Below are 24244 nucleotides of genomic sequence, written 5' to 3'. Positions count from 1 at the left end.
GTGAAACATGATAACCATATCCGGACGGCAACCGTTACACCCACCGGTCGCTCTCCGGACTTCGAGAGATCGGCTGGGGCATATCGTTTTTCCGCCGTCGAGTATCGGGAGTCCGAGCTCGCGGAATTGGGGTCCGTGCTCGCCGAGCACCGGGTTCGGTTGGTCACACTGACCGGAACGGCCGGGGTGGGTAAGACGCAGCTGGCCCGGGAGGCCCTGCGCACCAGTGCTTTTCGGGAGTCGGCCGTCGTGGTCGAGCTGAGCGAGGCGATCGATCGGGCGGCCGCGTGGGCCCTCGTCCGGGCGGCGGTCCGCCGCGACCTGCGCCCGCCCGACACCGATCGCGATGCCGAGGCGTTGCTCGCCGATGTGGCGGCGGATATCGGCGCCGATCGACGCGCCCTGCTGCTCGACAATTGCGATCCGGTGGCCGGACGGATCGCCCGCGATATCGCGCTGCTGCTGCAGCGCTGCCCCGAACTGGTGATCCTCGCGACCACCCGCGTACCGCTCAATCTCGATCCGGAGCGGGTGTTCTGCGTGCTCCCGCTGCCCGTGGGCAGCCAGACCGAGGACGGCCCGCCGGGCTCCGCGCCGGCGTCGCGACTGCTGCTGGATCGCATCGACAGCCGCTACCGCGGGGCGATCACCCTCGCCGATCAGCTGCTGCTCGACGAGATCGCGCAGGTGCTCGACGGCGTTCCGCTGGCCCTGCAGCTGGCGGCCGCCACCATCGCGAGAGTCGGTGTGGTGCGGACGCTTCGGCTCGTCGAGGCGGGCGGCGATCTCGTCTCGGCCGGATACGCCGACACCCCGCCGCGGCACCGCTCCATGCACGCCGCGGTGGCCTGGGGGGTCGGCGGCCTCGACGGGAGTGCGGTGGAACTGCTGCTGCGGCTGTCGCTGTGCCACTGCGCGCTCGACCGGGAGACCGCACTGCTGCTCGGCGGCGCCGATACCGAGGCCACCACGACCGCGCTGGCCGCGCTGGTGCACCACAGCCTGCTCGACTACCGCGCCGATCGGCACGGCGCGGGCAGTTATGCGCTGGTCGCCCCGGTGCGGGCCTGGTGCCGTCGCATGCTGGGCGCGGATCCGGTGCGGGCCAGGCGGATTCGCGCCGATCACGCCGATCGGCTGTCCGAACTCGCCGAAACCGTCGGCGATTCGATCCGGCGCAACGGTCCGGGCTGGCCCCTGCCGGAGACCGCGGCCGGGCTGGCGCGCGACTTTCTTGCCGCGGTCGGCGGTTTCATCGAGGCGGGCCGCCCGGAGCGCGCGGTGCGGCTGGCGGCGGTGCTGGAGGAGGCGTGGATTCAGCTGGGCTATCTGTCCGATGCCGAGCGGGTCGTCGCCAATGTGCTCGCCACGCGATCGGCCGAATCGTCCTCGGCCGCGACGCGGCGCTGCCTGCAACTGCTGGGGCGCTGGGCCCTGCGGACCGGTCGCGACGAACGCGCGCTGCGGCTGCTCACCGAGGCCGAGACGAGCTCGCGCCGGGCCGGCGATGGCGAGGCCGCGCGGTGCAGCGCGGCGCTGCTGGGGGAGGCATTGCGGCGGCACGGTCGGCGCACCGAGGCGCGGGCGCTGCTGCGGGCGGCGGGCGAGGCGGCCGGGCCCGAATTCGATCCCGGCTGCGGCTCGATCGAGATCGCGCTGGCCCTGCTCGCCCTACCGGATCCGCCCGGCCGCGACGACACCATGTGGACCGAGGCGCGCCGCCGCGCCCTCGAACCGGAGTTCCATCGCGGCGGGGCCGCTGCGCTGAACGAGCTTGCCGCGAGCCAACTCTCGCGCGACACGCTGCGCCGGGCCCGACAGCTGTATCTGAGCGTGCTCGACCACGCCGACGCCGAATGGTGTGTGCTCGAGGCGATCCGGGCCGTGGAGGGTTGCGCCCGGGTGCATGCGCTGGCAGGCGAGGAGCATTTGGAGATCGCCGCGCTGCTGTCGCTGGCGGCCGAACATCTGCGGCGGCGCAAGGGAATACCCCAGCTCGACGCGCCGGGCACCGCGCCGGACGGCGTCTCGTGGCGAGACGCCCTCGGCGACAAGGTGTTCTGTGAGATCCGGCGGAGCGTGTCAGGAATGGAGTTGTCGGAAGTGATCGATCGGGTGCGCGCGGCGCCGGAGCCCGCGGATGACGCCGAACCCCCGCTGGCCGTGCTGACGCCCCGGCAGCGGGAGGTCGCCGAACTGGTGGCGACGGGGCTGACGAACCGGATGATCGCCAGCCGCCTCGGGCTGTCGGAGTGGACGGTGGTCAACCATCTGCGCCAGGTGATGATCAAACTCGACTGTCCGTCGCGCCTGCATGTGGCGCTCGTGGTGCAGCGGGAGGCGGCGCTGGAGCATCCGGCGGCCGACTTCACGCCCGAGCCGGATTCCGACGTCCGGCGGCTGGGTTAGCGCCTCACATCCCGGCGCGCAGCAACAGTCGCGCCGCCGCCCGCGGTGAGAACAGCGACACCAACCGAACGGCATGTACCGCATACGGTTCGATGCGCACCGGGCGGGTGCGGATCGCCGTGACGATCCAGTTCGCCGCCTCCTCGGGGGTCAGGGCGGGCATCCGTGCGTACTGGGCGGTGGGGGCCAGCATCGCGGTCCGCACCGACGGGAAATTCACCGCCGTGGTGTGGATTCCGCGCCCGCCCAGCTCCGCGTCGAGGCAGCGGCCGAAGGCGATCAGGGCGGCCTTGGAGCTCAGATACGCCGAAAAGTACGGTGAGGTCTCGAATCCCACGCCCCAGGTGCCGATGTTGACGATATGGCCGCTGCCGTGCGCGAGCATCCCGGGCAGCAGGCCCAGGGTCAGCCGCACCGCGCCGAAGTAGTTGATCGCCATCGTGCGCTCGTAGTCGTGGGCGCGATCCAGCGATTCGGTGACCGGGCGGCGGATCGAGCGCCCGGCATTGTTGACCAGCACGTCGACCCGGGCGCCGTCGGCGCCGAGCCGCTCGACCAGCCCGTCCACCTGTTCGGGCAGCGACAGGTCGGTGGCGTGGTATTCGGCGTCACCGCCCAATTCCGCAATCTGCTTGTGCACCAGCCGCAACTCCGGCTCGCGGCGGGCCACCAGAATCAGCCGGGCGCCCCGGCCCGCCAGTTCGAGCGCGGCGGCGCGGCCGATCCCCGACGAGGCGCCGGTTATCAGGATATGCATTCCAGCAATGGGATGTCCGCGAGTGAATCGACCGGCGCGAGTAGGAGTTCGAAGCAGTGCGGCCGATGCTCTCATGAGATCGATACAACCACGGCCGCGGCGGCCGGTACAGGCAACGACAGGTTCTTGCTAGTGCAGGCCCTCCATCGTGCGACATAACGTCTACTGCGAGTCGAAGTTCGGCGAACAGAGGTCAGATGATCAGATCGGACGTTGAGATGCACGCGGTCCCCTTCTTTTCTCAGGCCCGATCGTTTCGAGAAACCTGGCCGGAAATTCAGCAGAACGTCGAGGCGGTTTTCGACCGCGGGAAGTATTCGCACGGACGGCAGGTCGCGCAGTTGGAGCGCGCGGTCGCCGATTACACCGGAGCCGAATTCGCGGTCGCGGTCAACAGCGGCACCGACGCCCTGGTGCTGCTGCTGCGCGCCCTGGGTATCGGTCCCGGCGACGAGGTCATCGTGCCCGCGTACTCCTTCTTCGCCAGTGCCTCCGCGGTCGCGCTCGTGCACGCCACCCCGGTGTTCGCCGACATCACCGACACCGGTGACTACGCCCTGGATCTCGACGCGGCGGCCGCGCGGATCACCGAGCGCACCCGCGCGGTCATGCCGGTGCACCTGTTCCACCAGCTCGCCGACCTGGACGCACTGGTCGCCTTCGCGCGCCGGCACGGGATCGAACTGCTCGAGGACAGCGCCGAGGCGATCGGCATGCGCTGGAACGGAAAACACGCCGGACGGCACGGCCGTGGCGGCGTGCTGTCGTTCTTCCCGACCAAGACGCTGGGCGCGCTGGGCGACGCCGGCATGGTGATCACCGATGACGCGGCCGTCGCCGCCGAGGTGCAGATGCTGCGCCATCACGGGCGGATGGGCCGCACGGTCGATCACATCGCGGGGATTTCCAACCTGTCCGGGGTGTCGGGCACCAACAGCAAGACCGACGACATCCAGGCCGCGGTGCTGCTGGCGAAATTGGCCCGGCTGGACGCCGATATCGCCCGGCGCGCGCGGCTGGCGGCCGCCTACGACGAGCGGCTGGCCGGGATCGACGCCGTAGTGCGCACCCCGCGGGTGGTGCCGCGAAACGCGAAGACCGATCCGGTTTTCTACGTCTATCTGATCGAGGCGCAGCGGCGCGACGAACTGGCCGAATATCTGACCGCCCGGGGTATCGGCACCGAAATCTATTATCCGCGGCCCTTACCGCTACAGCCCTGCTTCGCCGGCGCGAGAAACAGCGCGGACGAATTCCCGAATGCGGTCGCCGCCGCGGGCCGGGCCATCGCTCTTCCGTTCTACCCCGATCTCACCGAGCGGGATGTCGACGCGGTGTGCTCGGCGATTTCCGAATTCTATCGAGGGGGCCGGTGATGATTCCATTCTTTCCGCCCGATCTCTTCGAACCGGACCGTAAGACGCTGCTGGAACTGCTGTTCGCACTGGGCACCGGCGACGCGCAGAAATTCATTCTCGGGGAGCGGACCGCGGAATTCGAGGCGGCGATCGCGGCGGCCACCGGTGCGCGGCACACCATCGCCTGTTCCAGCGGCACCGGCGGACTGGAACTGTGCGTCGCCGCGCTGGGCCTCGGGCCCGGCGACGAGGTGATCGTGCCCGCCTTCTGCTGCCAGCCGGTGGCCAGCGCGGTCGTGAATGCCGGGGCGACACCGGTTTTCGTCGATGTCGACCCCTGGACGATGGTCATCGATCCCGATGCCGCCGAGGCGGCGGTGACCCCGCGCACCCGGGCGGTGATGGCCGCGCACGTCTTCTCGATCATGGCCGATATGCCGCGGCTGCGGGCGATCGCGCGGCGGCACGAGCTGGCCCTGATCGAGGATTCCGCGGTGGCCCAGGGCGCGGTGCTGGACGGCGTACCGGCCGGGCGCTGGGGCGATCTCGGGGTGTACTCGTTCTTTCAGGTGAAGGCGATGGGCACGGCGGGCGAGGGCGGCATGGTGCTCACCGAGGACGAGGAGCTGGCCGCGGCGGTGCGCATGCACCGCAATCACGGCCAGGACGGCCAGACCCGGTTCCTGCATCACGTCATCGGGCAGAACAAGCGCTTCGACGAGATAATCGCCGCCTTCCAGCTCGCCCGCCTCGACGGTTTCGCCGAGCGGCTGGAGCGGCGGGCGCGGATCGCCGACTACTACACCGACCGCTTCGCCGAACTCTCCGAGCACGGCATCCTCGCGCCCCCGCCCGGCCGCAACGGCCGCTGCTACTACGTGTACTCGCTGCTGGTGGACCGCCGCCAGGATCTGCGCGCCTGGCTGACCGAGCGCGAGATCGGCACCCACGTCTACTATCCGGTGCCGCTGCCCGAGCAGCCCGCCTTCGCCGCGTGGGCCGCTGGCGGCCGCTGGCCGCGCGCCCGATCGGTGTCGGATCGAAATCTGGCGATCCCGATCTGGCCGCATCTGTCCGACGCCCAGGTCGAGTACATCGCCGATTCGGTCTGCGAGTTCGTGTCATGACCGCGGTCACGACACCGCCGCGCAGGCGGGCGAAGGTGGTCGTGCTCGGCCAGGGGCACGTGGGCCTGCCACTGGCCGTGGCGGCGGCCGAAAACGGCTACGGCGTGGTGGGCTACGACTCCGATCCGGAACGGGTGCGCACGCTGGCGGGCGGGCTCTCGCCGATTCCGGACGTCACCTCCACCCGGCTGGCCCAGTTGCTGGGCACCGGCCGCTACCGGCCCACCGACAACGCGGCCGAACTAGCCGATTTCGATATCGCGGTCATCACGGTGCCCACCCCGTTGAACGACGAGCGGCTCCCCGATCTCGGTCATGTCGAGACCGCCGCCGTCGAGGTGGGACGGCGGCTGCGGCCGGGCTGCCTGGTGATCCTCGAGTCGACCAGCTTCCCGGGCACCACCGAGGAGGTGCTGGCCCCCATACTGCGCAAGGAGTCGGGTCTGGAGCCGGGCGCCGATTTCGCCCTCGGATTCAGTCCGGAGCGCATCGATCCGGGCAATGTCCGGTGGACCATCGAGACCACCCCGAAGGTGGTCTCCGGGATCGATGCCGAATCCCTCGCGCGCACCCGGGATTTCTACGGCGGATTCCTCGACGACATCGTTGCGGCGGGCACCCCGAAGGTGGCCGAGCTGGCGAAGGTCTTCGAGAACACCTTCCGGCAGGTGAACATCGCGCTGGTGAACGAGCTCGCGATACACGCCGACCGGCTCGGGATCGATGTCTGGCAGGCGCTCGAGGTCGCGGGCACCAAACCGTTCGGCTTCATGAAGTTCCTGCCCGGTCCGGGCGTGGGCGGGCACTGCCTGCCGATCGATCCGGTCTACCTGTATTGGAAGGTGGCCCAGGAGACCGGGCGGCCGTTCCGGATGGTCGAACTGGCCGACGACATCAACAGCGAGATGCCCGGCTATGTGGTGAGCAGGCTGGAACGGGGATTGCGGCGGCGCGACAAGGCGCTGCCGGGCGCGCGGGTCCTGGCCATCGGCCTGGCCTACAAGCCGAATGTCTCCGATGCGCGCTGTTCACCCGCGCTCGAGGTCTGCCGCCGCCTGGTCGCGACCGGCGCGGAGGTGCACTACGCCGACGCGCTGATCGCGGACAAGCCCGAGCTGTCCGGGCTGGTCCGGTCCGAACCGACGGCCGGGGATCTGCAGGCCGCCGACGCGGTCGTGATCCTTACCGACCACGACTACGTGGACTACGACCTCGTCGTCGACCACGCGTCCTACGTCCTGGACTGCCGACGGCGGCTGCCCGGACACCCGCATGTCGAACTGCTCTGAGAGTGAACCCGTATGGCACGACCGATCAACCTGGGCACGGTGTTCCACGACCATGCCGAGCGGACCAAGCAAACGACACTGCATCTGGACCGGCCGTTCGACATCGCGCCGGACGGCGGCATCGTCTGCGACGCGGCGGCATTGGCCCGCCTGGTGGACGATACGGCGGGCTGGCTGTACGGCGTCGGCGTCCGGCCGGGCGATCGCCTGGCCGTGATCAAGGACAATCACTTCGACTTCGTCCTGACCGCGGCCGCGGCCACCAGAATTGGTGCGACACCGGCGAATATCGCCGCCGCCAACAGCCTCACCGCGCTGCACGCGCTGCTGCACCGGCTGGATCCGGCGCTGGTGGTGATGTCGGCGAGTGTGGTCCGCCGCATCGTCGACTCCGGCGACGAGGTGCTGGGCGGACGGCGCACGGTCGTGTTGCCGAGCGTCGGCGTCTCGCTCGATCGAAACGAATTACCCACCGGGGCAATACCCTTCGAGGACGCGCTCGCCGCCGCGCGGCCCGCGCCGGTCCATCTGGTCGGCGACGACGAGCCGCTGCTGATGACCCACACCTCCGGCACCACGGGGGTGCCGAAGCTGGTGGTGCAGTCGCCGCGCACGCTGCGCGCGGCCAGCCGCCTGGAACTCATGCCGATTCCGTTCGTGGTGAGCCGCCGCAAAGACGTTGTCCTGTCGTCGATCTCGTTCGCACACTGGCGAGCGGTCACCTGGGCGGTCGCGCAGACCAGATTCGCGCCGGAGAAGCTGGTGGTAGTCGCCGATCACGAGCCGGAGCGGGTGGGCCGGATGCTGAAGGAGTTCCGTCCGACCAGCATCGAGGCCTGCCCCAACATCTTTCAGCGCTGGCGGGGCCTGACCCGCACCCACGCCGACGCCCTGACCCAGGTGCGGCTGTACATCAGCACCTTCGACATGGTGCATCCGCCGACGGTGCGGGCCTTCCTGGCGGCATCGAAGCGCCGGATGCCGCTGTGGGTCGCCTCCTGGGGGCAGAGCGAGGTCGGGCCGATCTCCAGCGCGATCTTCACCCGGGGGCGGCTGCGCCGCATCGGCAATCCGGTGACCAGCGATGTCGGTTGGACGCTGCCGACCGTCTCGCGGGTGCGGGTGACCGATCCGGAGACCGGCAAGCGCCGGGGGCTGGGCCGCCCCGGACTGCTCCTGGCGGCCAGCCGGGCACGCTGCCTGAACTATCTCGGCGAGAGCGAGCGGCACGACCGCAAGGACGGCGGAAAGTGGTGGAACACCGGCGATATCGGCTACCGCGACTGGCTGTGGCGGCTCAAGCTGGTCGATCGCGAGGTGGACATCATCCCGGGCACGAGCGGACTCGCCCTGGAGAGCACGCTGCTGGATCGGGTGCCGGAGGCGACCGAGGTGACCGTGCTGGGCGTGCCCGGCCAGCTGCCGGTGCCGGTGCTGTGCGTGGACGGCGACACCCTCGACGAGAAGCGCTGGCGCAGTGCGGTGGCCGATCTGCCCGCGCTGGCCGATCCGATCATCGTGCCGTGGCAGGACCTGCCCCGGACCGCCACCTGGAAGGTGCGCAGGCACGAGTTGCGCGCGGCGGTGCTGGGCACCGACGCCGGGTACGGCACGGGTCTGTGGACCTGAGGAAGGAGCGCGAGGTGACGGCAGGGTCGGCCGGAGTGGTCGAGTCGAACGGGCGGCGGCCCGGCGCGCGTCCGGCTCCGGAGGAGCTGGCGGCGGTGGTGGACGCCGCCCTGGCGCGGGTGCCCGAGGCCGACCGGGCGCGGCGCTTCCCCTGTTCGGTGCTGAGCGATCTGGGCGCGGCGGGGGTGCTGCGGCGGCGCTGGGATCTCGATGCCGGACCGGCGGGCGATGTGGAATACGGTGTGGCGCTGGGTGATGCGCTGAGCACCCGGGCCCCGGCGGGGATCGCGATCGGCGTCTCGCTGCACACCGAGACGGTGCTGTCGCTGCTGCACCGCTTCGCCGGGAGCAGCATCCGGCTGCACGAGTTGCGCGAGGGCGCGCTGGACGGCCGGATCGTCGGCGCGATCGCGGCGAGCGAGCCGACCGGTGGCAGCGATCTGTCGGCGGTGACCACCCTCGCCCGGCCGACGGCCGACGGCTGGGTGATCGACGGGGCGAAGAAGTACGTATCGCTCGGCGCGGTGGCCGATTTCGCGATCGTGCTGTGCCGGCTGGCCACCGCGGACGGTACGCCGACCGAGCGCCATGCCCTCTTCGCGGTGCCGCTGGCCGACGCCGTGCGGATTCGCGAGCACGACAAGCTGGGCACCCATGCGCTCGACACCGTCGCGGTGGAGTTCCGCGGCGTCGAGATCGGCCAAGACGCGCTGCTCGGGCGGCGCGGGCTCGGTGTGCTGAATCTCAACTACGGTTTGTCCTTCGAGCGCTTGGCCATTGCCGCGCAGGTCGCGGGCGGCTGTGCCGCGGCGATCGGGTTGGCGGTGGAACATGCCGAGCGCCGGGAGCAGTTCGGCCGCAGGCTGCGCGATCACCAGTATCTGGCCTTCCGGCTCGCCGAACTCAGCGCCGAGGTCGAGGTGCTGCGCGGGGCGGTGCGAGATGTGGCGCGGCAGTTGATGACCCGGACGCTGGACCGCGAACTCATCTCGCGCATAGCCGGTTTGAAGCTGTGCGCCGCCCGGGCGGGTGAGCGCGTGATCAGCGATGCCATGCAGACCTTCGGCGGCCCGGGCTATCTGACCGCGGAGACGCCGTTCGGTCAGTACTGGAACGATATTCGGGTCGCTCGGATCGGCGCGGGCACCGACGAGATGATGCTGGCGATCGTCAGCGACACCCTGCGCGGCGACGCTCAGATGTACGACCGGCTGATCAGGATCACCCGATGACGGCCGCGGGCATGCTCGTCACCGGACTGTCCGGTCAGGTCGGCCAGGGTTTCGCCGAGGCGGTGCTGACCGGATCGGCCGGTATCGCCTCGGAACTGGAGCTGCGGGCGGTGGTCCGGCGGCGGCAGCGGCGCAACCTCGGCGGCGCCCATGCACCCGGAACCACGCGCATCACCCAGCTGCTCGGCGATGTCACCGCGCCCGCGTGGGCGCTGGATCTGGACGCCCTGGCCGTTCGGGGCGATATCGCGGCGGTGGTGAACCTGGCCGGGATCGTCGACTGGACCGCGTCGCAGGCCGATATGGACCGCGTCAACTACCTCGGCGCCATCACCGGCCTCGAGGTGGCCCGGGCCCTGTCCGAGCGCATCGGCCGCCGCATCCCGTATCTGTATGCCAGCACCGCGTATGTGGCGGGCACCCTGGGTGGGCGGATACCGGAGCAGCAGCACGCGCCGCATCCGGATCGCACGCCCTACGAGCTGAGCAAATGGTTCGCCGAACGGCATCTGCTGCGCGCGGCCGGCGATACCGGACATCCGGTCCTGATCGCCCGCATCGGCGGCGTGATCGGCAGTTCGGCCACCCGGTCGACGACCCGCTACAGCTCGCTGTATCAACTGGTCGCGCCGCTGTCGCGTGGACAGCTCCCGATCCTGCCGGTGCGGCCCGGCGCGCGGGTGGACATCCTGCCGCGCGATGTGGTCGGCGAGGGGCTGGTGCGGCTGCTGAGCCGCGGCGCCGCAACGGATTTTCGCGATTGGAACGGGGGCGCGCTGGTCCATCTGTGCGCGGGGGAGCAGGCGCCCACGCTGGCCGCGCTGCTGGCCCTGCTGGAGTCCAAGGATGTCGAACATCGCTATCGCCCGCCGCGGCTGGTGACCGCGTCGCCGCGGGTTTTGCGACTCGGCGAGAACGTCGTGTTGAAGTACGCCCGGTGGAGCCGGGAGATGGGCAATCGGCTGCACGGGCTGCGCTACGTCTCCATCGATCGGGTCTTCGAGCGGTCGCGGCTGGCCGCGCTCACCGGCGGCTGGACGCCCGCGGTGGGGGTCGAGGAGATCCTGGACATCGCCTTCGGGCTCGAAACCGCGCCTCCGGTGGACGATTTCGCCGGTCTGCCGCTGGGGAGGTTCGCATGAGAGTGCTCGTCGTGGGCGCCACCGGCTATCTCGGCCACGCCGTGGTACGCCGCCTCGTCGCCGCCGGACACGAGGTCACCGCACTCAGTCGCTCCGGACGTTCGGACGTGGGGGCGGGGGTGGTCGGGGACGTGCTGATGCCCGGCCTTGGACTCGCCCCCGATGATCGGGTGCGGCTGACCGGGGTGGCGGGCATCGTGTCCTGCTTCGGCTCGGTCGGCATGGCCGCCGATCCCGCCGAGGTGGTGAACGTACATCTCACCGGCACGCGCAATGTGCTCGACTTCGCGCGTGGCTGCACCGAACTGCGTCGGCTGGTGCATGTGTCGAGCGTGCTGGCGCTCGGCCGCGCCCGCGGTGCGCTCGGCAATCGGGATCTGTCCCGGGGCCAGACCTTCCGCAACTGGTACGAGTACGCGAAATACCGTGCGGAGCTGGTGATCCGGCGCGAACGCGCGCTGCCGGTGACGGTGCTGCGGCTGGGGACGCTGTTCGGGGCCGCGCCCGCGCGGCTGATTCCACGCCACGGCGGTCCGGTGGCCGTGCTGCCGCATGTGCTCAGCGGATTGCCGGTGCTGCTGGAGCGCCGCGGCGACTATCCGGTCTACGCCACCGATATCGCCGCCTCGGCGGCGGTGGTGGAACGGCTGCTCACCGACGACGGACCGTCCTCCACCTACACCTATTTCGATCCGGACCTGCCGACCATGGCGCAGGTGCTCGACGAGCTGTGCCGACCCTGGAACGTCATGCCGAAACTGGTCGACACCGGCGGCCTGTCCCGGGTGCTGCAGCGCGGTCTGGCCCGGCGGTTCGGCGTCGATCCCGAGGTCGTGGACTACGCCCGGCCGCTGTTCGACTTCGAGCCGGACATTCTCGACGCACTGCCCGGCGGCCCGGCCCCGTCCACGCCGGACTATCTGGCCGCGACCGGTCGTTCGCTGGTGCACGCGGGCATGGTCGCGACGGCCGCCCGCGAGAGGGGAGCCGTTCGTGTCGACAGCTGAGATCTGCCGGGTCGATACCGCACCGCATCCGGTGCTGCGGGTGTACTCGGCGGGCAACTTCGGTGAGATCGCCCCCGAGCGGCTGTCGCCGATGTCCTGGTCGCTGGTGGGCCGCCCGATGGAGCTGGGCACCCGCACCTTCGTCTCCGACATTCTGCGGGATCCGGTGTGGGCCACCGGATCCCACTACGTGTTCACCGGCTACTTCAACTGCCGCCCGTACCACAACCTGAGCGCCTACTGCCATATCGCCGAACATGTGGACCTGCTGACCCCCGAGGATGTGACCGCGGCCTACTTCGAGGGCATCGAGCCGCCGCGCACCATGCTGGGGCGCGGGCCCGGCCGGGTCGGCCGCAACCGGGCCACCTATCGCATGCTGCGCGAACTGGTGACGCTGCGGCCGCGGGTCATCGAACTCGAACAGCGCGTCTTCGACTTCGAGCAGCTCGTCGACGATGTCATGGCCACCGAGAGTGGTTGGCGGCTAGGTGAATTGGCCGAGGTGGGCAACGGGCTGCTGGAGCGGGCCTGGCATCTGCACATCATCGGGACCTCGGGCTCGATCGCCGCCGATGTGCTGCAGCGCACGGCCGTGCATCGGCTTGCCGTACAGAGTAATTCGATCCTGAACTGGCTGCGCGAACCCGCCGAACTGCCCTGGGGTCCGATCGCGGACATGGCCCCCATCGAGGGCGGGCCGTCGGAGTTCGTTCGGTATCCGTTCTACGAGATCGCCGACACCCAGGCGCCCTGGTGCGATTACACGCTGCCCCCGATGGGCGAGGTGACGCGCGGTGGCGGCGAGGTCGTCGAGGTGTCCCCGCGCGAGGCGCTGATCGGCATGCGCGGGCGCTGGCGCGGGGTCGGCATCGATGCGACCGTGCTGTTCCTCGGCGATGTGATGGCCCTGCGCGAACACAGCAAGTCGCTGGCGATGCGGCTGCTGCACGCGCACCGCCGGTTCGTCCCGCGGCTGGCCGAACTGCGCGGACTGCGCACCGACGAGTGGCCCTATCTCGCGATGGCCGAACTACGCGCGAAGACGCTGCCCGATCCGGGGGAGCTCGAGGCGCGACGACTCGCCTGCGAGGACGCCCTGGCCGTCGACATGCCCGACTACCTGGACCGGACACCGGGCGCACCGCGGCACGTGCAACCGGTGCGGCGACCCCGGGGCGTGTCCTCGGGCGTGTACGACGGGGTCGCCATCGGCCTCGACGAACTGCCGCAGGCCCCGGGCGCGGTGCTGGTGTGCGAGAGCGCCGACGCCAACATCATGCCGCTGCTGCCGTTCGTCTCCGCGGTGGTCACCGCGCGCGGCAGTCAGTACTCCCATATCGCGATCATCTGCCGTGAGGTGGGGATTCCCGCGGTCGTCTCGCATCCGCTGGCCGCGGAGATCAAGTCCGGACAACGCGTCCAGGTGGACGGGGACAAAGGAGAGGTGACGATTCTTGACTGAGCACACCAGGCTCACCCGGCTGGACGCCGATGCCGTCGACGACGCGGCCGTGCTGGCGGTGATCGAGGACCAGCTCGGCGTCGGCCGTCCCCGGCCGGACCTGCGCATGACCGATTCCATCCGCGACGACATCGACCTGGATTCGCTGTCGATGATGGAGGCGCTGACCCGGGTGGAGGATCACTACGGCATCGAACTCATCGATGACCCGGATATCGGCGCGGTGGCGACCGTCGGGGATTTGGTGACGCTGATCCAGCGCGTGCGGGCGGCATCGGGGCATTCATGAAGTCGATAGTCGATTGGCTGGTCGAGCCCGTCGCCGACACATCGCTGACCTTCTACCAGGGCTCCGAATGGCGCAGCACCGGCTATCCGGTGCTGGCGCGGGAGTCGCTGGGGGTGGCGAACAGGTTGCGCGACCGCGAGATTCGCAAGAGCGACCGGGTGGCGATCATCCTGCCCACCGGCCGCGACTTCGTGCGGTACTTCTTCGGCGCGCTGGCCCTGGGCGCGATTCCCACCGTGATCGCGCCGCCGGGTCTGCACGGCACGGTGAGCTACCCCGAATACGTTGCGACGCTGCTGGGCGCGCTGGCGCCGCGGGCGGTGATCGCCGAGGCGCAGACGCTGGCGCTGCTGCCGGACGATCCGGCCGGGCCGCAGCGGATCGACACCGCCGAGCCGGTCGGCGAGAGCATCGACACCACCATCGATCCCGCACTGGGCGAGGATATTTCGATCATCCAGTTCACCTCGGGGTCGACCCGCGCGCCGCGCGCGGTATGCCTGAGCTCGGCGGCGGTGGTCGCCCACATCGAGATGCTGAAGACGGTCTTCCGCGATCGGCCCGCCGACGATCCGGACTCGTTCGGCTCCTGGCTGCCGATGCATCACGATATGGGGCTGATCGGAACGTTTCTGACGCCGGTCAGCCACTGCAAGGACGTGTGGTTGATGCGGCCCGAGCAGTTCGTGCGGCGGCCGCTGCTGTGGCTGGAGCTGTTCGGCCGCCACGGCGTCAACCATTCGGCCTCGCCGAATTTCGCGCTGGAGCGGATCGTGCGGGTGGTGAGCCCGAAAAGCCTGGCGGGCATGGACTTCTCCACCTGGCGCACGGTGATCATCGGCTCCGATCGCATCAATATCGGGGCGCTGCGGGCGCTGCACGACCTGCTGGGGCCGTTCGGCCTGCGCGCGGACGCGCTCAAACCCGGATACGGCATGGCCGAGACCACCCTGGCCGTATCGACCACCGGACCGGGTGAGTCGCCGCACGCGCTGCTGGTCGACGGGACTAAATTCCGTGCGGGCGAGGCGGTTCCGGTGCTCGGGCGGGAATCGCTCGAGCCGGTGACCGGCGACGATGCGGACGCGGTCCGGGTGGTCGGCTGCGGGGAGCCGCTGCCGGGGGCGCGTGTGCTGGTGACCGACGACGCGGGGGAGTCGCTGCCGGAGGGTCGGGTCGGCGAACTGGTGGTCGAATCGCCCGCGATATTCAGCGGATATCTCGAGGACGGGGCGAGCGTGCCGATCGCGGCGAGCAATCGCCGCCACCACACCGGCGATCTGGGCTTCCTGCGCGACGGGCAGATCTATGTGCTGGGCCGCCTGGGCAATTCGGTGAAGATCAACGGCAACTTCGTCACCGCCGAGGATGTGGAGATGGCGCTGGCGGAGCGGCTGGGGCTGCATCACGACAAGGTGACCGCGGTGCTGCGCGATCTCGACGAGCCGAATACCGCCGCGGCCCTGCTGATCTTCCAGCAGCGGGTGCCGCCGGAGAAGGTGGCGGCCGCACTGGGCGTGCTGACCCGGATGGGGCTACCCGCCGACCATGCCGCGCTGACCGTGATCGCGCCGCTGGCGGTGCCGCGGACCACCAGCGGTAAACCCAAGCGGGCCGAGCTGTGGCAGCTGCTGGACAACGGCGAGGTCACCGCGCGGGTCTGTCATGTGGGCACGCGTTCGCCGCTGCGGGAGCGACTGCGATGAGTGCGTCGAAAATCACTCGGGAACGCCTGGGTAACAAGGGCTTTCACCTGCATCTGCTGTCCGAGCGCGGCTATCCGGTCCCGCCGTTCGCGGTGCTCGACGGCCCGGCGATCCGCGCCGGGGTCGATCGCGCATCGATCGCCGCACTGCTGGACCGGCTGCGGGGCGAGGCGGCGACCCGCATGGCGGTCGAGCCCGAGGCGGTCGCCTTCGCCGTCCGCTCGAGCCCGCCGGTGAGTATGCCCGGCATGATGGACACGCTGCTCGGGCTGGGCGTCGGCGAGACCGCCGTGCCCGCCCTGACCGCCCGGCTGGGCAGCGCGGAGCTGGCGCGCACGCTGCTGCGGATCGGCGAGCGCGACCTGCGCACCCATCTGGGTGAGCGGGTACCGGAGGAGCCCGTCGATCAGGTGCATGCCGCCGTCGCGGCGGTGCGTGACTCCTGGAACAACGAACGGGCCCGCGATTACCGTCGCGACCAAGGGATTTCGGACGGCCTGGCTCCGGCGGTGGTGGTGCAGGCGATGGTGTTCGGACTCGGCGAGCGCTCCGGCAGCGGCGTGGTGTTCAGCCACGATCCGCTCACCGGCGCGCGCGGTATGCATGGTGAATACCTGTCCGCCAGCACCGGCGCGGCCCTGGTCGCGGGTCAGGTGACCCCCGAGGGGCTGGCGCGGCTCGCGCGCGAATCTCCGGCCGCCCACGCCGAACTCGACCGGTTCGTCGGCGAGCTGTTCGCCTGGCAACGGGTGCTGATCGAGGTCGAATTCGTCGTCGAGCGCGGGCGGCTGTGGCTGGTGCAGTTGCGCGCGGCCACCGCCTCGGAGGCCGTCCGGACCGTGGTCACCATCGACGCCTGGCGCAGCGGCCTGCTGGATCGGGCGACCGCGCTGGTGCGGCTGTCGCCGCGGGCGCTGTGCGCCGAGGACCGGCAGGAGGCCGCGGCCGGGCATGGGCGGCTGCTGGCCACCGGCATCGGCGCGGCGGGCGGCGTGGCCACCGGCCGGGTGGTGCGAACGGTGGAGGAGGCGCTGGCCCATGCGGGCGAGCCGGTGGTGCTGCTGCGGCCGACCACCGAGCCGGAGGACTTCCTCGGCATGACCCAGTCGGCCGGAATCATCACGCTGGCGGGCGGATTCGGCTCGCACGCCGCGGTCGTGGCCCGCGAACTCGGCCGCCCGGCCGTGGTCGGCGCGCGGTTCACCGATCCGGACTGGCCGGATGCGCCGCATGCGGCGGCGACGGTGACCGTCTGCGGCACCACCGGAAGGGTCTGGGAGGGAAGGGTTCCCGCCGTCTCCCGCCCCGCCGTCGACTGGCCCGCCGACCTGCTCGGCGACGCACCGCCCGACGGCGAGCGCCCGGCGCGACTGCGGGAGCTGCTGGCCGCGAACGAGAAAGGACGACGGTGACAACGGAAATCGAGATCGAGGCGCTGGAACCGCGCATTCTGCACGCGATTCGGGTGGCGGGCTGGCTCGGATCGGAGCGGGTCCGCTCCTGGCTGCCCGAGGCGGTGCCGGATCTGGACGGCACGCTGGCCGCACTGGTCGGCCGGGAACTGTTGCGGCAGGCCGACACGGCCCAGGGCCGCTTGTTCGGTGCGACGGAATCCGGTGCGCGGCAGGCCGATACGGCGATCGCGGCGGGAGCGCTGGCGCTGCCCGCGATCGCCGAGCTGACCGAGCTGCTGCGGGAATTCGAGCGCGCCGACCCGGTGCTCAAGGAGCACGTCACGGCCTTCCAGCGCGCCCGGGACGCGGCGGGCGCGGGCGCGGTCGTGGAATTCCATCGCGCCCAGCGGGATCTGCTGGCGCGCATCGGCGCCAGCGGCATCCTGTGGTCGGGCTACCCGGCCCGCTTCGGCGCGGCGGCCGAGGCCATCGAGTCGGGCGACCACGATTACGTGGCCTCCCCGCTGATCGACAGCTATCACACCGTTTGGCATCTGCTGCACCGCGATCTGCGCGCGACGGCCGCGGCGCTGCGGGGCTGAATCAGTATCGCGCGCGCCGCCGCCGCGCGAGGAGGTGGGCGGCGAGGCCGAACACCAGCCCCCAGAACGCCGAACCGATACCGAACATGGTGAGGCCGGAGGCGGTGACGAGAAAGGTGAGCAGCGCGGCCTCGCGGTCGCCGTCCTCTGCCAGCGCCCCGGCCAGCCCGCCGAGCAGCGCACCCAGCAGCGCGATGCCGGCGACCGCCATGACCAGTTCCTTCGGCAGCCCGGCGAATACGCCGATCAGCGTGCCCCCGGCCGCACCGATGAGCAGATACCAGATCCCGCACGCCACCCCCGCGACGTAGCGCCGCCGGGGGTCCGGATGCGCCTCGGGTCCGGTGCAGATGGCGGCCGTGATCGCCGCCAGATTGATCGCGTGACTTCCGAACGGGGCCAACAGTATCGCCGCCACGCCGGTCGCGCCGACGAGCTTGCGATCGTCGGTGCGATAGCCCGCCGCGCGCAGGACGGCCAGACCGGGCGCGTTCTGGGAGGCCATTGTCACCACGAACAGCGGCACCGCCAGGCCGATCAGCGCGGGCAGCGTGAACTGCGGTGTCGTCCAGATCGGCCGGGCGAATTCCCAATCCACCCGCCCGAAGTCGACCCGTCCCCGCGCCAGCGCCGCCCCGGTACCGGCCAGCAGCGCCGCGCCGATGGCGTAGCGCGGGGCGAACCGCTTGCCGATCAGATAGGCCAGCAGCGCGACGGCCGGGATCAGCGGAGCCACCGACAGGGCGCGAAAGACGTCCAGGCCGAACGACAGCAGAATGCCCGCCAGCATGGCCGGGAACAGCGCCGCGGGCAGTCGGTCGAGCATCCGGCCGAACCATCCGGTGAGCCCGAAGACCAGCGTCGCCGCGGCGGCCACGACGAAAGCGCCCACGCAGGCCCGATAGCCGTATTCGGCGAATCCGGTGGCCAGCAGCGCCGCCCCGGGCGTGGACCAGGCGGCGATCACCGGTGTCCTGGTCCACAGGCTGGCGACGACGCAGACCGCCCCGCTGCCGAGCGAGATCGCCCACACCCACGAGATGGTCTGCGCCGCACTCAGCTCCCCGGCCGCGGCCGCTGCCAGCACGACCAGCAGGGGACCGGAATAGGACACCGCCACGGCGATGAAACCGGCGACGATCGCCGAGACCGACAGGTCCGCGAGGCGGACGCGTCCGGCGGTGAGCTGTCCGGTCACGAGTTCGGCTGAGTGAAGGTGACCGAGGAGCCGGGGCGCAGGCCGAGCCCCACGCCGGTGAGCGGTCGCTCGGTGCGGATCAGCACGTTGTAGTGGTTGGGATAGTGGCAGCAGTCGAATCCGAGGACCGAACCGATCACGATCCCGTCCACCCGGACCTCGTCACCGCGATCGATCACACCGGCCGAGGTGATCTCCGCGAAGCCGAGGAAGCCGACCCGATCGATGCGCGCGCCGGTGCTGTCGTCGGTGTGGTCGGTGGTCACCAGCTCGTGCACCTCGCCGCGGGTGACGCAGCGGCTCGCCCACTCCGACACCGACATGCCGCGGTCGTCGCGGCGATGCCGCAGCACCTTGACCACCGAACCGGAGACCGCCAGTTTCGCGCCGTCTTCGAAGGGATTCATCGCGGACCGTCCTGTCCGGCTCGGGCATAGCTGTCGGCGACCAGCTCGAGGGCGATCAGGCCGTCCTCGCCGTGGGTGCCACCGGTATGGATCGCGTGCACGAAATCGTCGAGGATGCCGACGTATTCATGCCACAGCGAACTCTTGAATCCCTGGTGCCCGCCCAGCATATCCGCGAAAAGCACAGTGCCGTCGCCGTATTCGACCTCGACGGTCTTGCGCTCGCCGTGCCGATACGACCAGTCCAGCAGTACGCGCGCGGTCGCGCCGTCGGTACCGGCCAGGGTGATATCGGCCTTGCGATCGACGCCCGCGCCATCGCGCTCGATGGAGGCATCCTGCACGGCCAGGTCCGGCAGGAACATGCGGACGGTGTCGAGCGCGTTCGGTCCATTGTCGGCGACGCAGCCGCCGCCGCAGCGCTCCATATCCAGATACCACCGGTCCTCGCCCACATGCTCCTCGATCAGCTCGTCGTAGTGCACCACCACCGAGCGCACCGATCCGTGCGCCGCCCCGCGGGCGCGCAGGTTCAGCACATTGTCGTTGTAGCGGCGGTGGAACGCGGTGAACAGGGTGACTCCGGCGGCGCGGGCGGCCGCGCAGAGTTCGCGGGCCGCGCCGACCTCGATGGCCAGCGGTTTCTCCACGCAGGCCGCGATATTCGCCGTCACGGCGTCGGCGCAGATCTCGACGTGAGCATCGTTGGGCACGTTGACGATCAGCGCATCCAGCCCGGCCTCGGCCAGCATGGCGCGGTGGTCGGTATAGCAGGCGTGGGTGTCGGCGAGGCCGCGCAGCCGCTCGGCGCGCAGATCGCACACCGCGACCAGTTCGGCGGCGTCGACCCGGTCGAAGGCGGCCACATAGTAGGGCGCGATCACGCCCAGTCCGACCAGCCCGACCCGCAGCGGGGCGCTCATCGGAGCGCTCCCGCCGGTGCGTCGACGCCCTCGGCGCGGGCGAGGGCGAGCACCTCGGCCCACAGCGCCGAATCCAGTGCGATCCCCTCGGCCAGGGACGCGCGCACCCGCTCGGCCTCCCGCAGCCCCGGATAGCCGACCGGCTCGTCCGGATCGATCGGCGCGCACTCGCGCAGCGCCGCGAACATGGCCTCCGCCGCCGGGGCCACCGCCGAATCGCCGCGCAGCGCAACGGGATCGATGATCATGGCGAAATAGCCGATATCGTCGTCGCGCCCGGTCGGACCGCCCGAGCCGGTGAACGCGGCCGCGTCCGGTCCCAGACCCGCTCCCGATACCAGCGCCGAGAGCACCTCGACGAGTAGCGCCAGGCCGTAGCCCTTGTATGCCCCCGTTGCCGGCCGCCCGCCCAGCCATACCGGGAAGCCGTCGCCGCGATCCAGGGCCGCGGGGTCGGTGACCGGAGACCCGGCCGCGTCGACCAGCCAGCCCTCCGGAATCGGCTCGCCACGGCGGGCGGCGACCCGGATCTTGCCGGTGGGCACGGCCGTGGTGCTCATATCGAGGACGAACGGGTCGGCCGCGCCCGCGGGTGCGGCGATGCTGAGCGGATTGGTGCCCAGCATCGCGTACCGCCCACCCGGCGGACGGGCGATGCGCTGGCCGCCGCAGTTGGACGACAGCAGCGCGATGCGACCCTGCAATGCCTGTGCGCGGGTGTGGAATCCGGCGCAGCCGAAGTGGGTGGCATTGCGCACGAAGCACACCCCGACGCCGTAGCGCGCGGCGCGTTCGGCCGCATCGTCGAGCACCGCCGAGGCCGTCCACAGACCCAGCGTGCGCTCGGCGTCGATCACCGCGGCGGGGCCGCGGTCCGACAGCACGGTGAGGTCGGCGGCCGGGGCGACGCGGCGGGCGTCGAACAGCGGCAGATACAGCCGGGTCAGATTGGCCAGGCCGTGCGAGCCGAGTCCGGCGGCGTCGCCGTAGACCAGCGCGCGGGCCGCGACCACGGCCCGATCGGCGGGCACGCCGCGGCCGGTGAAGATCTTGGTCACGAAGCCGACCAGCTCGTCGTGGTCGACGGACGGTCGGTCGGCGGTCTCGATGTCGAGCATGCGGTTCCTATCCATTCACTCGAGGCCGGTAGGGGCTGCGGCGAATCTGCCGACGAGCGCGCCGATTTGGGCGGCGTAGTGGTCGAGGTCGCCGAGATCGGCGAATTCACCGGCGGCGTGGGCCCGGTTGCGGTCCAGGTCGCCGGGGCCGAACACCACCGTGTAGGTCCCGGGCACCTCACCCATCCAGATCGCGTCGCAGGTGAAGCCCTCCTCGTCCGGCGCGGCCCACGGCACCGCCGCGGGACCTCGGCCCGCCACGATCTCCTCCGCCCACGGATCGATCGAATTCAGCGTCGGCAGACCGCTTTTCAGCCAGTCGACGCCCACCAGACTCGCGGCGGCGTCGGCGGTGCGGGCCATTGCCGGGTTGTTCACGTACAGTTCGGCGAATTCGGCGGCCGCTGCGGCACAGCGTGTTTCCAGGGCGGTACGCACCCGATCGGCCACGGCCGCGTCCCGGTAGGCGATATTCAGCAGCAGATCGCCGCTGCCGTAGACGCGATTGTGCAGCCGCCCGGTGTGCAGCCCGGCAATGCAGACCCGCGCTCGCGCGGCCCATTCGGGCTGGGTCTGGGCGAGGCGGTGGGCGAGGTAGCCGAGCAGCACGCTCGCGTTGTGCCCCGCCTCGGGATGGTCGTCGATGGCATCCTCGCCGCGCACCCGAATACGGGCGGTCATGGCCGCCGTGCTGCGGGGCAACAGCCGCCCGCCGGTCGGCTCGCAGAAGATGTTGATCCGGCCGACGTAACCGTCCGCCACCAGCGGGCGGGTGCCGAAGACGCCCATCGCCCCGCCCTCCTCACCCGCCACCAGCTGTACCAGTACGCACAGCTCGGGCCGCTCGGAATCCAAGGGGGCCAGCGCGTTTCGCAGACCGGCCAGCAAAGCCACCGCCGGACCCTTCGCGTCGATCGCGCCCCGGCCGTAGACGCGGGTGCCGTCGACCCGCGGGGTGGGGACGTCGGCCACGGTGTCGAGGTGGACGTTGAACATCAGGGTGCGTTCCACCGGCGCGCGTGAACCCCAGCGCAGCACGAGATTCGGCTGCGACGACAGGAAATCGGGTCGCACCGCGGCCGCCTGCCGAACGATCTCCGGCACGCCGGGCCGGTGCAGCCACGCGGGTTCGGCGGCGGCGTGCCGCTCGATGCGGAAGCCGAATCGCTCGGCGTGGGCCGCGATGCGCCGCCCGGCCTCCCACAGTCGCGGCGGCGGGCCGTCGGGATGTTCCAGCGGTCCCGCGGTCGGCAGGGCGAGCAACTCCAGCAGCAGTTCCAGATCGGCCGCGCCGAAGATCGCGGCGCTCACGGTGTCGGCCCGTCCACGATATCGGCCAGGAGGGCGTCGAAATGCCTTCCGTAGTCCACGAATTCGGAGATGTCGGTGAGTTCGGTCATCGACTCGTGGGGGCGCAGGGTCAGATGGGGCTCGATGGAGAACACCCCCGAATAGCCATGTGCGAGCAGCAGCCGCACACCGTCGGCCACGCGGCAGCGGCCCTGCCCGGGGCGGACGTACCGGACCCCGGCGTCGGTCGCGATCGCGTCCTTGATGTGCACATGGTCGACCAGGTCCACGAGCGGGGCGAGATAGTCGTAATCGGAGTAACCGTGAGCGGGTCCGTTGCCGGTGTCGAACAGCAGCCGCAGCGCGGGGGAGTCGATGCTGTCGAGCAGGTCGATCGCCCGCCGCGGATCGGTGCCCGCCCAGCCCGCGCAGTTCTCATGCAGCAACACCACCCCGTGATCGGCGGCCACCTTGGCCAGCTCCGCCAGTCGGTGCAGCACCTCGGCGCGCCAATCCTGTTCGGACAGACCGTCATTGGGGTAGGACATCACCCTGATCCGAGTGCAGCCGAGGGCCACGGCGCGACGGGCCAGGATCTCCACTTCCGCGACGTCCTCGGCCAGGGGGCCGGTGACGGGCCGTCCCCAGTTGCCGATCCGGGAATCCAGGCAGACCACCTCGACGCCGGAGTCCGCGAGTTGCTCGGCGGCGCGAGCGAATCGGCCGTCGTCCAGGTCGGCCACCGCCGTGCCGTCGACGCTGCGCAACTCGAGCCGATTCCAGCCGAGCGCCCGTACGGCCGCGATCTGCTGGCCCAGCTCGGCATGCGCCTCGTCACCGATGCCCGCTCGGCGCACGGCCGGGCGGGTGAGACGGTCAGAGTGCGGCACATTCGCCTCCGGGTTCGAGCACCCGGGCGGAGTGGGCCAGGGCGCGGGCGGTGTCGAGCACTTCGACCACCCGGCAATGCAATTCGAGACGGTCGGCCGCGCTGCCGCGGTAGGCGTGCAGGAACAGCGTGCGCAGCGCGTCGTCGGGGAAGGTCTCGGTCGGTCGCCCCTCGATGTCCACGCGCCCGCTCAGATCGTCGGCCGACAGCGAATAGTGGCCGGTGACCTTCCCGTGCTCGAATTCCACGTCGATGCGGCGGACCCGCTCGGGGGCCGTGAGATCGGATTCGATATCGGTGACCACGCCGCCGCGGTGCGCGAGCACCAGTCCCGCGCCGCCCATATCGGCGACGACGCGACCGTCGATCGGCGGGGTGTCGCGCAGCCACGCGGCGGTCGGCCGCGCGTCACCGGCCAGTTCGAGGGCGACGCCGACGCTGTGCGGGGGTTCGACGTCGAAGGCATTGCCGTGCGCGTCCGTCCCATCGCCAGTCGTCGAGCGCTGTTTGGTCTGACGGATGGAGATGCGGCGGATGCGGCCGAGTTCGCCCGCCGCCGCCAGCGCCCGAATCCGCTGTGTCACACCGCTGTACAGCCACGGCGCGACCACCGTGAGCCGCAGGCCGTGACGGCGGGTCAGCACGGCCAGCGCGCGCGCCCCGGCCGCGTCGGCGGCCAGCGGCTTCTCGACGAGGAAGTGCCGGAAGCCGAGTTCGGCCAGTTCGGCCACCGGCCCCAGGCGGGCCGCGGGCGGCGCGCACAGGTGGACCATCGTGGTGCGCGGATCGGTGTGGCGCAACGCCTCTCGCGGCGACCCGACCAGGTGCACCCCGTCGACCGGCCGGGGGAGGGGGTCGTAGCCGAGCGGCTGCGCGTCGTCGAATATCGCGGCCAGGTCTCGATCATCGCGCGCCTGCGCCCGCACGGTGCGCAGGGCACGCAGATGCAGATTCCGCCCGGCATGGCCGAGACCGATGATGAAAGATCGCACTGGCTGGTTCCTCACGACTCG

Annotated in this window: 21 protein-coding genes; 13 read left to right on the top strand and 8 right to left on the bottom strand. The window is 70.8% G+C overall.

Features of this window, described 5'->3' with window-relative positions; all coding sequences use genetic code 11:
• The first annotated feature begins 135 nt into the window (after positions 1-135).
• On the top strand, positions 136-2409 hold the full coding sequence (locus tag NDR87_RS37665; protein ID WP_251910111.1) for a LuxR C-terminal-related transcriptional regulator: 2274 nt from the start codon (positions 136-138) through the stop codon (positions 2407-2409).
• Between the two features lie 4 nt (positions 2410-2413).
• On the opposite strand, the gene NDR87_RS04220 is transcribed toward NDR87_RS37665, so the two are convergent.
• Positions 2414-3241: an SDR family NAD(P)-dependent oxidoreductase gene (locus NDR87_RS04220; protein ID WP_372494097.1), complete on the bottom strand. Its 828-nt coding sequence runs from the start codon at positions 3239-3241 to the stop codon at positions 2414-2416.
• A 122-nt stretch (positions 3242-3363) separates the two neighbouring features.
• Here NDR87_RS04220 and NDR87_RS04215 point away from each other — a divergent pair, with 122 nt between their 5' ends.
• Genes NDR87_RS04215 through NDR87_RS04155 form a run of 12 tightly spaced genes read left to right on the top strand, consistent with a single transcriptional unit; the run spans position 3364 to position 17406 of the window.
• Complete coding sequence (locus NDR87_RS04215; protein ID WP_251910113.1) at positions 3364-4542, top strand: DegT/DnrJ/EryC1/StrS aminotransferase family protein; 1179 nt, start codon at positions 3364-3366, stop codon at positions 4540-4542.
• Positions 4542-5651, top strand: a complete 1110-nt coding sequence (locus tag NDR87_RS04210; RefSeq protein ID WP_251910114.1) for a DegT/DnrJ/EryC1/StrS aminotransferase family protein — start codon at positions 4542-4544, stop codon at positions 5649-5651. The genes NDR87_RS04215 and NDR87_RS04210 overlap by 1 nt, the downstream gene beginning before the upstream one ends.
• A complete protein-coding gene (locus NDR87_RS04205) occupies positions 5648-6940 on the top strand; it encodes a nucleotide sugar dehydrogenase (protein WP_251910115.1) in 1293 nt (430 codons plus the stop codon). The genes NDR87_RS04210 and NDR87_RS04205 overlap by 4 nt, the downstream gene beginning before the upstream one ends.
• 12 nt (positions 6941-6952) lie before the next feature.
• A complete protein-coding gene (locus NDR87_RS04200; RefSeq protein ID WP_251910116.1) occupies positions 6953-8569 on the top strand; it encodes a class I adenylate-forming enzyme family protein in 1617 nt (538 codons plus the stop codon).
• A 14-nt stretch (positions 8570-8583) separates the two neighbouring features.
• Complete coding sequence (locus NDR87_RS04195) at positions 8584-9801, top strand: acyl-CoA dehydrogenase (protein ID WP_251910117.1); 1218 nt, start codon at positions 8584-8586, stop codon at positions 9799-9801.
• A complete protein-coding gene (locus tag NDR87_RS04190) occupies positions 9798-10943 on the top strand; it encodes an SDR family oxidoreductase (protein WP_251910118.1) in 1146 nt (381 codons plus the stop codon). Before NDR87_RS04195 ends, NDR87_RS04190 begins: the two co-directional genes overlap by 4 nt.
• Positions 10940-11950 (top strand): NAD(P)-dependent oxidoreductase, encoded by a 1011-nt coding sequence (locus NDR87_RS04185; protein ID WP_251910119.1) that lies wholly within the window; start codon positions 10940-10942, stop codon positions 11948-11950. Before NDR87_RS04190 ends, NDR87_RS04185 begins: the two co-directional genes overlap by 4 nt.
• The gene (locus tag NDR87_RS37660) at positions 11937-13415 is read left to right on the top strand and encodes a PEP-utilizing enzyme (RefSeq protein WP_251910120.1); all 1479 of its coding nucleotides are present in this window, start codon (positions 11937-11939) and stop codon (positions 13413-13415) included. Before NDR87_RS04185 ends, NDR87_RS37660 begins: the two co-directional genes overlap by 14 nt.
• A complete protein-coding gene (locus tag NDR87_RS04175; RefSeq protein WP_251910121.1) occupies positions 13408-13704 on the top strand; it encodes an acyl carrier protein in 297 nt (98 codons plus the stop codon). Before NDR87_RS37660 ends, NDR87_RS04175 begins: the two co-directional genes overlap by 8 nt.
• Positions 13701-15410 (top strand): AMP-binding protein, encoded by a 1710-nt coding sequence (locus NDR87_RS04170; RefSeq protein ID WP_286013100.1) that lies wholly within the window; start codon positions 13701-13703, stop codon positions 15408-15410. The genes NDR87_RS04175 and NDR87_RS04170 overlap by 4 nt, the downstream gene beginning before the upstream one ends.
• The gene (locus NDR87_RS04160) at positions 15407-16822 is read left to right on the top strand and encodes a PEP/pyruvate-binding domain-containing protein (RefSeq protein WP_251910122.1); all 1416 of its coding nucleotides are present in this window, start codon (positions 15407-15409) and stop codon (positions 16820-16822) included. The genes NDR87_RS04170 and NDR87_RS04160 overlap by 4 nt, the downstream gene beginning before the upstream one ends.
• Positions 16819-17406, top strand: coding sequence for a hypothetical protein (locus tag NDR87_RS04155; protein ID WP_251910123.1), 588 nt, complete (start codon positions 16819-16821; stop codon positions 17404-17406). The genes NDR87_RS04160 and NDR87_RS04155 overlap by 4 nt, the downstream gene beginning before the upstream one ends.
• 1 nt (position 17407) lies before the next feature.
• Here NDR87_RS04155 and NDR87_RS04150 read toward each other — a convergent pair whose 3' ends face one another.
• From NDR87_RS04150 to NDR87_RS04120, 7 genes are read right to left on the bottom strand one after another with little or no spacing between them, the layout of a single operon-like run.
• Positions 17408-18604: a benzoate/H(+) symporter BenE family transporter gene (locus NDR87_RS04150; RefSeq protein WP_251910124.1), complete on the bottom strand. Its 1197-nt coding sequence runs from the start codon at positions 18602-18604 to the stop codon at positions 17408-17410.
• On the bottom strand, positions 18601-19011 hold the full coding sequence (locus NDR87_RS04145) for a hypothetical protein (protein ID WP_251910125.1): 411 nt from the start codon (positions 19009-19011) through the stop codon (positions 18601-18603). The genes NDR87_RS04150 and NDR87_RS04145 overlap by 4 nt, the downstream gene beginning before the upstream one ends.
• Entirely contained in the window at positions 19008-19934 is a 927-nt protein-coding gene (locus NDR87_RS04140) for a Gfo/Idh/MocA family protein (protein WP_251910126.1), read from the bottom strand. Before NDR87_RS04140 ends, NDR87_RS04145 begins: the two co-directional genes overlap by 4 nt.
• Positions 19931-21052, bottom strand: coding sequence for an Ldh family oxidoreductase (locus NDR87_RS04135; RefSeq protein ID WP_251910127.1), 1122 nt, complete (start codon positions 21050-21052; stop codon positions 19931-19933). Before NDR87_RS04135 ends, NDR87_RS04140 begins: the two co-directional genes overlap by 4 nt.
• A 15-nt stretch (positions 21053-21067) precedes the next feature.
• Positions 21068-22363, bottom strand: a complete 1296-nt coding sequence (locus tag NDR87_RS04130) for a M20/M25/M40 family metallo-hydrolase (RefSeq protein WP_251910128.1) — start codon at positions 22361-22363, stop codon at positions 21068-21070.
• Entirely contained in the window at positions 22360-23232 is an 873-nt protein-coding gene (locus NDR87_RS04125) for a sugar phosphate isomerase/epimerase family protein (RefSeq protein WP_251910129.1), read from the bottom strand. The genes NDR87_RS04130 and NDR87_RS04125 overlap by 4 nt, the downstream gene beginning before the upstream one ends.
• Positions 23219-24223 (bottom strand): Gfo/Idh/MocA family oxidoreductase, encoded by a 1005-nt coding sequence (locus NDR87_RS04120; RefSeq protein ID WP_251910130.1) that lies wholly within the window; start codon positions 24221-24223, stop codon positions 23219-23221. Before NDR87_RS04120 ends, NDR87_RS04125 begins: the two co-directional genes overlap by 14 nt.
• Between the last annotated feature and the right edge of the window lie 21 nt (positions 24224-24244).

Source organism: Nocardia sp. CDC159 (genome assembly GCF_023740735.1).
GTDB classification, from domain to species: Bacteria; Actinomycetota; Actinomycetes; order Mycobacteriales; family Mycobacteriaceae; genus Nocardia; species Nocardia pulmonis.
The sequence above is the reverse complement of the archived record's forward strand: the minus strand, read 5'-3'. Positions and strand labels throughout refer to the sequence as shown.